Source organism: [Scytonema hofmanni] UTEX 2349 (assembly GCF_000582685.1).
GTDB lineage: Bacteria > Cyanobacteriota > Cyanobacteriia > Cyanobacteriales > Nostocaceae > Hassallia > Hassallia hofmanni.
In genome coordinates this window covers 3715606-3722679 of record NZ_KK073768.1, presented here as the reverse complement: position 1 = coordinate 3722679, position 7074 = coordinate 3715606, and the positions used below count along the sequence as shown (strand labels likewise).

5 protein-coding genes are annotated in these 7074 nt (G+C 39.8%); 1 reads left to right on the top strand and 4 read right to left on the bottom strand.

Features of this window, described 5'->3' with window-relative positions:
* Window positions 1-52: 52 nt before the first annotated feature.
* The 4 genes from TOL9009_RS0121695 to TOL9009_RS0121680 form a co-directional block, all read right to left on the bottom strand.
* Window positions 53-451 carry a hypothetical protein gene (locus TOL9009_RS0121695; protein WP_029634620.1) on the bottom strand — a complete coding sequence of 133 codons (399 nt, stop codon included), beginning with the start codon at window positions 449-451 and terminating at the stop codon, window positions 53-55.
* Between the two features lie 987 nt (window positions 452-1438).
* Window positions 1439-3346 (bottom strand): ABC-F family ATP-binding cassette domain-containing protein, encoded by a 1908-nt coding sequence (locus tag TOL9009_RS0121690; protein ID WP_029634619.1) that lies wholly within the window; start codon window positions 3344-3346, stop codon window positions 1439-1441.
* Window positions 3347-3475: 129 nt separating this feature from the next.
* Complete coding sequence (locus tag TOL9009_RS0121685) at window positions 3476-3892, bottom strand: DUF1824 family protein (protein ID WP_029634618.1); 417 nt, start codon at window positions 3890-3892, stop codon at window positions 3476-3478.
* Window positions 3893-3965: 73 nt separating this feature from the next.
* Complete coding sequence (locus TOL9009_RS0121680) at window positions 3966-4814, bottom strand: prohibitin family protein (protein WP_029634617.1); 849 nt, start codon at window positions 4812-4814, stop codon at window positions 3966-3968.
* 397 nt (window positions 4815-5211) lie between these two features.
* Between TOL9009_RS0121680 and TOL9009_RS0121675 the strand changes: the two genes are divergently transcribed.
* Window positions 5212-6993: an ABC transporter ATP-binding protein gene (locus TOL9009_RS0121675; RefSeq protein ID WP_038296512.1), complete on the top strand. Its 1782-nt coding sequence runs from the start codon at window positions 5212-5214 to the stop codon at window positions 6991-6993.
* Window positions 6994-7074 lie beyond the last annotated feature (81 nt).

Sequence of the window (7074 nt, the reverse complement as noted above, 5' to 3'; positions counted from 1 at the left end):
GGGAGGGATACCTTCACCGTATTCACTGACTCCAATTAGCAGCGCTATCTTCTTAGGCATTTGCTCCACCACCCATTGCTGCTAACAGGTCTTTTGCTATTCTCTCACTCTCTAGTAGCTCTTTTCGGCTTTTCGCTTCAATGTTGACTTCTTTATCGCCAACTTTGATACTAATTTTTATTGGCTTGTCTGCCAAGCGATCGCCCAGAAAACCTAAAAAGCTCTTAACATTCTTCATGCTCACTTCAGCAGTCAGCACTCCCATCAAAGTGGCAAAACCTGGTTTGCTTCCCGCTTCTGGGTTCAAATCTTCTGCACGATCTGCCTTCTCTACCTCATCCAAATCCCGGATTTCCTGTAGCAGCTTCTTCGCTATTTGTTGTCGTCTCTCATCGTCTAACTCTGGATCGTCAACGGCAAAGGTGAATTTTATAATCGGTTCGCCTGTCATTTTAACCTCCAAAGTCGCGTCATCTATATTCTATATATAGGAATATAGGAATCCGGTTTAATTTATGAAAAAATTTAAGTATTGTAGGGTGCGTTAGACGGAACGTCGTAACGCACCAAACCCCTAGAAAAGGTGCCGTACTCTCGCCGCTAACACACCCTACGTGTTTGTTCAAAAATCAAATAGGAATCCTATATAGATTACACTTTCAAATTCTACGATTCCGGTCAGAAAAAAGATAGTCAATTCCCGTGCGATCGCTTGTCGATTTTATTTATACTAAAGCCAAAATCCCTCAACTATAGCGATTCTCGGTTGAGTGAGATACATAAAACCTCACCCACTTCCCTTTGTTAAAAAGAGGGGTGTTGTGGAACTGCATCCAAGTGTTTTTAAATGCATCGGCAAGCGATCGCATTAGCGATAGTTGTGATGACTGCGTGAATTACTTAAATGAGTAAGCAAACTGGGGTTTGAGAAAGTAAAAGCTTATTTTGCTTGCGGAAAACACCGAAATGAGAAAGCAAACTGGGGTTTGAGAAAGTCAAAGCTTATTTTGCTTGTGGAAAACACCAAAATGAGAAAGCAAAAGCTCATTTTGAGAAAGTAAAAGCTTATTTTGCTTGCGGAAAACACCGAAATGAGAAAGTCAAATGGCATTTTGAATAAGTCAAATGGCATTTTGCTTATTAAATTCGACTTTAGCCATAAACTCCATATCTTGCATCAGTTGCAACAACCGCCTTAGAATGAATTCTAAGGCTAATAGCTAAAGTCTTCTAAAGAAGACTGATACCATTTCTGTGTGAAGATGCGCCTAATTTAGCCCACGCAGGTGGGCTTTGTTCGTTTAGCCCCAGGTTTCCAGCCTGTGGGCATTATGTGCAACCTCACATAGAATTGGTGTGCAAGTTAGGAGTAAATGTGACACGAGAAGAATTATTAGCCTATATCCGCAAACATCCTCGTCGGTGAAATTTAATTCTCTTAATGCATCTCTGCTAATTCCATCCACCGTTCAGTCGCTACATCAATCGCTTGCTTGAGCGTTTCCACTTGATCGTACAATTTCTGCACTTGGGTATAATTCCCTGGTGGGACATTTGTCAGCGCTTTTTCTACTTGTGCTTTCTCATCTTCTAACTGAGCAATTTTCCCTTCTAACTGCTCAAATTCTCGTTTTTGCCAACTTGATAGACGACGCTTTTTATTTTCTGTATTTTTCGGTTCAGCATCTACAGTTTTTAGCTTTTCTTTAGCGGGAGCGATTTGTTGTAGTGCTGCTTCTTCAGCTTTTTTGTAGTCGAGATAAATTGAGTAATTACCAGGATATTCGCGTAAATTACCGCCATCTTCTAAGGCGAAAATTTTGTCAATTGTTCTGTCTAAAAAGTAGCGATCGTGAGAAACTACAATTACACAGCCAGAAAAATCTTCTAAATATTCTTCTAGCACTGCTAATGTTTGCACATCTAAATCGTTTGTCGGTTCATCGAGAATCAAGACGTTCGGTGCGCTCATGAGAACACGCAACAAAAATAAACGTCGTTTTTCCCCACCGGAAAGTTTATGAATTGGTGAATATTGCTGATTTCCAGGAAACAAAAATCGCTCTAACATTTGCGAAGCTGTAATTTGAGTTCCATCAGAAATTTTGACAAATTCGCCTTCTTCTTTGATATAGTCAATTACGCGCTGATTTTCGTCTAACGCTGTAAGTAATTCTTCTGAATGTTGGTCAAAATAGCCGATGTGAATTGTAGTACCAATTTCTACATTCCCGGAATCTGGCTCAATGCGTTTGGTGATAATATCCATTAAAGTGGATTTACCTGCACCGTTACCACCAATAATGCCGATGCGGTCTTCTGGACTAAATTCGTAGGTAAAATCTTTAATTAAGGTGCGTCCATTGTATGCTTTGGATATATTATTTAGTTCAATAACTTTTTTACCAATGCGACGACCAACTGTAGATATATCAACTTTACCCTGAACTTGTTTAAACTCAGTTTCTTGCATCGCATGAACCCGATCAATTCTGGCTCTTTGCTTCGTACTTCTTGCCTTGGGTCCTTTTTTTAACCATTCTAATTCGCGTCGCAATACACCTTGATGTTTGCGTTGACTGCTAACAGCAGATTCTTCAGCTAAAGCCTTCTTTTCTAGATAATATGAGTAGTTACCTGCGTATGTGTAAATGTCGCCTCGGTCAATTTCAATGATACGATTGGTAACGCGATCTAAAAAGTAGCGATCGTGAGTTATTAATAAAAGTGTGCCGCGAAAACGATGCAGGTACGTTTGCAACCATTCCACAGAAAGAGCATCCAGATGGTTTGTCGGCTCATCCATGAGTAAAACATCCGGTTCGCAGAGCAAAGCTGTTGCTAAAGCAATGCGTTTGCGATAGCCTCCAGATAATGTGCCGATAGTCGCGTTAAAGTCGGAAATTCCTAACTTTGTTAAGATGATTTTGGCGTTAGTTTCTAACTCCCAAGCACCAGTCGCTTCCATCTTTTGCATGACCACAGACAAGCGGGACATTAACTGATTATCTTCTGGATTGTGAGCTATTTTATCAGAAAGTTCTTCATACTCCCGCACCAAAGCCATTTGTTCACCGCTATCAGCAAAAACTTGCTCTAAAACTGTGCAATTTTCGTCTAAGTCTGGTTGCTGGGGAAGATAGATAATTTTAGAATTATTAACTAAAATTTGACCACTATCAAGCGGTTCTAGTCCGGCAATCATTTTTAATAATGTTGATTTGCCAGAACCGTTAGTGCCAATTAAACCTACTTTATCAGTAGCATCGAGACTAAAGCTGGCATCTTTTAAAATTTCTTTAATGCCAAAGTCTTTACTGATTGATTGTAATGTAATAATACTCATATAAATGGTTAGTGGTTATTGGATAGAGACGCGATTAATCGCGTCTGTACAAGAGACACGATTAATCGCCTCTGTACGGAAGTTATTAGTGAGTAGGGTGAGCATTGCCCACCCTACATTTGATGAAGTTTATACAAATAAATCCAAGGGCAAATGTCCATACATTTCGTTGATTCCCCCTTCATTGTAAGATTGGCAAGACACCAATACGCCTCGATGATGTCCTGCGTAGGAATCGAGATAACACAAGCCGTTTTTGCCGTTTAATTTGATGTAAACTGGACCTTCAATTGGTGGCAAATTACTCGGTACTTCATAACCCAAAGCTTGGGAATAAGTTTTCGTGGCAAGCATTCCTTCTTCTTCTGTATCAGCGCAAATTCCTAAAATTTGATAATCAGAAAGGCTAGTTAGCAAAAGTAACGCCTGACGGATTAAAACTTTTTCTGATGGCTTGATAACAGGTGCGATATCCAGACAATTGAATTTATTCAGGATTTTTTTCGCTTCTGAGACAGTGAGATTCGTGTGATTGGGTGTTGACATAAATACGTTTATTATGTCCTTGGTGTTTATGGTTGTATTTTAGTTGAGGATTGCTGACTTTGAATACCCTAAATTAGGGTTCATTTTGAAGATTGCCCATATTGAAGAGAAAAGGCACGCTGCTCTTAGAATCTCCACTCATAACGAGGACTTTGGGCATTTGGGCACCACCGCTTTTCCAAGCTTCAATGGCTTCTTTTTGTAGGACTAATTGCCCACCTTGAGCTTTGAGAGTCTCTGCTAAGAGTCTTTGAGCTTCGGCTCTGCCTTTTGCGCGATTAACATCTGCTTGGGCTTCTTGTTCGGCTTCGCGTGCTATGTAGACGGCTCTTTGCGCTCGTTGTTCCGCGATTTGTTTCTCCTCAACTGCTTTGGCAAATTCTGGTGAAAAGGTTAAGTCAATTACACTCGTATCTAATACTATTATTCCATATTTTTCTAGGCGATCGCTTAACGCCTGATCAAAATCTTCTTTCAACTCAGTTCTTTTGGTAATTGCTTCTTCTACTGTTCTTTTTGCTGCCGCTATTTTAAAGGCTTCTTGTGTCTGGGGAGCAATGATTTTTGAGACGATATTCTCTAAAGTTCCTTGTTTCCTTCTAACTTCGACTACCTTTACCGGATCGAGACGAAAGTTGATCGCAAATCTCGCAGTTAAATTTTGTAGATCCTTAGTAGAACTTTCTGCCGGCACTTCAAATTTTTGCACTGTTAAATCATACACATCTATTACTGAGATAAAAGGCGGTCTTAGGTGGATACCCTCTACTAAAGCACCATCTCTGGCTTTACCCAAGACACTAATCACGGCTGCTTGTCCTGGGTTAATAATGATAAAAGCATTCAAGCTCATAATAACAATTATTACCGCGACAAATCCGGCTACTATCGTTTGCCAATTCCCTAATTGCTGATTTTTCAAATTTTTTATCCTTCCTTCATACCGAGAAATAAGTAAAATACTATGCATCAATTCGACACTAGCGAAGAGTCCCAACTTCTTCTATCTCAAGAGTATCATCAGTTACAAAAAGTCTTGAATTCTCATTCAATCAAAAAGAGGGGTAAAGGGTAAAGGGGAAGCACTTGTCTGACGACACGCTTATGCGAACGTGCAAGGTAAGGGGTAAGAAATATAGAGTAAGAGTGAATAAATCCGTACTTTATTTCTATACCTTTCCCCTTTTCCCCTCCCCAATAAAGTCTTCCATTTTCATAACTCAGTACCCAAGAGTCAAGACTCAAGAGTTTCTAGCGTGCTAATATCAATGCTCACTCAACTGTAAACGGCTGTGTCTACTCTATTAAAATCTCGTCGGATGTTAAAAAGGCGTGGAAATTCAGTACATCCTTTCCAACGCTTGCTTGATTATGGACATGAATATCGTCAACAAATTTGGTTAGCTAGTGTTTGTTCTATTCTCAATAAAGTTTTCGACTTAGCACCACCAGCTTTAATTGGTATTGCTTTGGATGTGGTCGTAAAAAAGCAAGATTCTATTATTGCACAACTGGGAATAAAAGATACCTTGGGGCAATTTTTGATTCTAGCGTTCCTGACTGCCGTTACTTGGATTTTAGAATCGGTTTTTCAGTACTTCTACAGCTTGCTATGGCGCAAATTGGCACAGAATATTCAGCATAATTTGCGTTTGGATGCCTACAGCCATTTGCAAGAGTTGGAATTAGCTTATTTTGAAGAACGCAGTACTGGTAGTTTAATGTCTATCCTGAGTGATGATGTTAACCAATTAGAGCGCTTTTTGGATGTGGGAGCAAATGACATTATCCAAGTTTTGACAACTATTGTAATTATTGGTGGTGCTTTCTTTATTCTAGCTCCTAGTGTGGCGTGGATGGCAATATTACCGATGCCATTTATCGTTTTCGGTTCGGTTGCTTTCCAAAAATTGTTGGCACCGCGCTATGCTGATGTGCGAGAAAAGGTAGGTTTACTCAATGGAAGGTTATCTAATAATATCAGCGGCATTACTACTATTAAAAGTTTTACGGCTGAAGATTATGAAAAGGCACGTTTAAGAACAGATAGTGAAGCTTATCGTCAAAGTAATACAAAAGCGATCGCTCTCTCTGCTGCCTTTATCCCATTGATTCGGATGTTGATTTTAATAGCTTTCACAATATTGCTTATTTTTGGCGGTATGGAAGCTGTCGCTGGGAGAATGTCTGTAGGAACTTACAGTGTTTTAGTGTTTTTAGTTCAGATGTTATTATGGCCCTTAACTCGATTAGGAGATACTTTTGATTTATATCAACGAGCAATGGCTTCTACTAATCGCATAATGGATTTGTTAGATACACAAATCGCCATTCATCCGGGAAATGTGGCTTTACCTGTTGAGACGGTACGCGGGGATGTAGTATTTACAAATGTCAATTTTGCTTATCAAGATAGGCAAGCGATAATTGAAAATTTATCATTACATATCCCGGCAGGAAAAACAATTGCAATTGTTGGTTCTACTGGTTCCGGTAAAAGCACTTTAGTAAAACTTTTGTTACGATTTTACGAAGTGCGATCGGGAAATATTACAGTAGATAATATTGAATTGCAAAAATTGAATTTGCGAGATTTACGTCGCTGCATTGGCTTGGTAAGTCAAGATGTATTTCTGTTTCATGGTACTGTAGCAGAAAATATTGCTTATGGCAGCTTTGATGCTAAAGAAAAAGAAATAATCACCGCAGCAAAGGTGGCTGAGGCTCACGAATTTATTACGCGATTGCCTCAAGATTATGAGACAATTGTGGGAGAAAGGGGACAAAAGCTATCTGGTGGACAAAAACAACGAATTGCGATCGCTCGCGCAGTTTTGAAAAATCCACCCATTTTGATTTTAGACGAAGCTACCTCAGCGGTGGATAATGAAACAGAAGCCGCAATTGCGCGATCGCTCGAACGGATTACAAAAAATAGGACAACAATAGCGATCGCTCATCGACTTTCCACCATCCGGAATGCCGATTGCATTTATGTCATGGAACATGGGAAATTAGTAGAATCCGGAACCCATGAACAACTGCTAGAGAAAAATGGCATTTATGAAAGTCTCTGGCGTATACAATCTGGTTTAAAATAAGTTTCGGGCAGAGACACCAAGACACCGACAGGCTAAAGCCTGCGGCTATACGAACAAAGTCCGCCTACGCGGACTAATGAT